General features: G+C 36.1%; 1 protein-coding gene. It reads right to left on the reverse strand.

Features of this window, described 5'->3' with window-relative positions:
- Nucleotides 1–331: 331 nt before the first annotated feature.
- A protein-coding gene (locus tag AC3ASS_RS14175) for an IS3 family transposase (protein WP_488284152.1) occupies nucleotides 332–1,464 on the reverse strand; the annotation gives its coding sequence in 2 pieces (ribosomal slippage) (nucleotides 332–1,215 and nucleotides 1,215–1,464; 1,134 coding nt in all).
- Between the last annotated feature and the right edge of the window lie 81 nt (nucleotides 1,465–1,545).

Below are 1,545 nucleotides of genomic sequence, written 5' to 3' on the forward strand. Positions count from 1 at the left end.
TTGGTATGTCAACACAAAATTGAACAATTTTTTTAAGGTACATGTTCAAATTTGATTATTTCATGCAACTACTATGATTTGAATTTTAATAAGACTTATTCATATTGTTCGCCACCATTGACTTTGCTATTGTCTGTGTAGTGGAATGACCGCAGGTCAGGTGGAAAAACAGCCTTGAGGGCTTACCTGCTGATAAATTGTAACACAGACAATTCGATTCTAAGTATTCGCTGGCGGGGCCCCGACCCCTTCCATCGTCTACTAAGAATCGGGCGCTACAGTAAATGGCAAGCAGCTAACGCTGCGGCTCTGCGATTTATTCTTGAACACTTTACTGAACAGTATTCTTTCCAATTAGATGTTTTTCTTTAAATTCTTTTGGTGTTAAGTAATCTAATGAACCATGTATTCGTATGTTATTAAACCAATTAACGTAATCAAATAGCTCTAGATCAAGCTCTTGTTGACTATCAAACACTTTACCATAAACGAATTCTGTTTTAATAGTTTTGAACGTTGCTTCGGCAACTGCATTATCATAAGGCGTTCCTTTCTCGCTTAGGGATCTCTTAATGCCAAACGTTTCTAAAGCTTGATCTATCAAACGGTTTTTAAACTCACTTCCTCGATCAGTGTGAAATAATTCGAGGCGATTTAGATTGTATTTAACTGATGAAAAAGCACGGTGAACTAGCTCAGCGTTCTTTTGAGGACCTGAACTGTAGCCAATAATTTCACGATTATATAAATCTACTAAAACACAAATATAGTGCCATTTTTGTTTTACTCGAACGTAAGTTAAATCGCTTACAACTACTTTTAATTCCTTGTCTTGCTTAAATTCTCGATTTAATACATTTCCAATTTCTGACTCATTTACTGTTGCTTTTTTAGGATTAAATTGAGCGACAGTATATTTGGAAACAAGTCCTTGTTCCTTCATTATTCGCCCAATCCGGCGTCGTGATACTGTCCAGCCTTGCTTCTGTAGCTCTTTCTTTATTTTTCTTTGACCATAAATATTCCGACTATCCTTAAAGATTTTTACAATTAAATCTGTTAACTCATTATCCTGGTTATCCCGAATTTTCGCTTCATAATAGTACGTGCTTCTTGGAAGTTGTAGGACGGCGCACATTGCTGATATCGAGTATTTATGACGGTTATTCCGAATCACATCTACTTTCGTCCCATTATCAGCGCGGCTTGCTTTAAAATATCATTCTCCATCATCAGTCTTTGATTTTCTTTACGAAGTCTTATAATTTCTTCTTGTTCAGGGGTTCTATTGTCCTTTTCTTCAAAGGAGCCACTTGTTTTATGCTGGCGAACCCATTTGTCAAAGGCTGATGGCGTAAGCTCATATTCTTTAATAATTTCACTTCTAGGTTTTCCTGAAAGGTGAAGTTGGACGATCTGTTCTTTAAATTCTTTCGTGAATGTTCTTCTTGTTCTCTTGGTCATAATTAATTTGCTCCCATCTTTTTGTAAGGTTTAAGTATATATGACCTTAACTAATCTGTCCAACTAAGTGTAACCTATCCA

The sequence above is a fragment of the Bacillus sp. JST-5 genome, assembly GCF_057747715.1.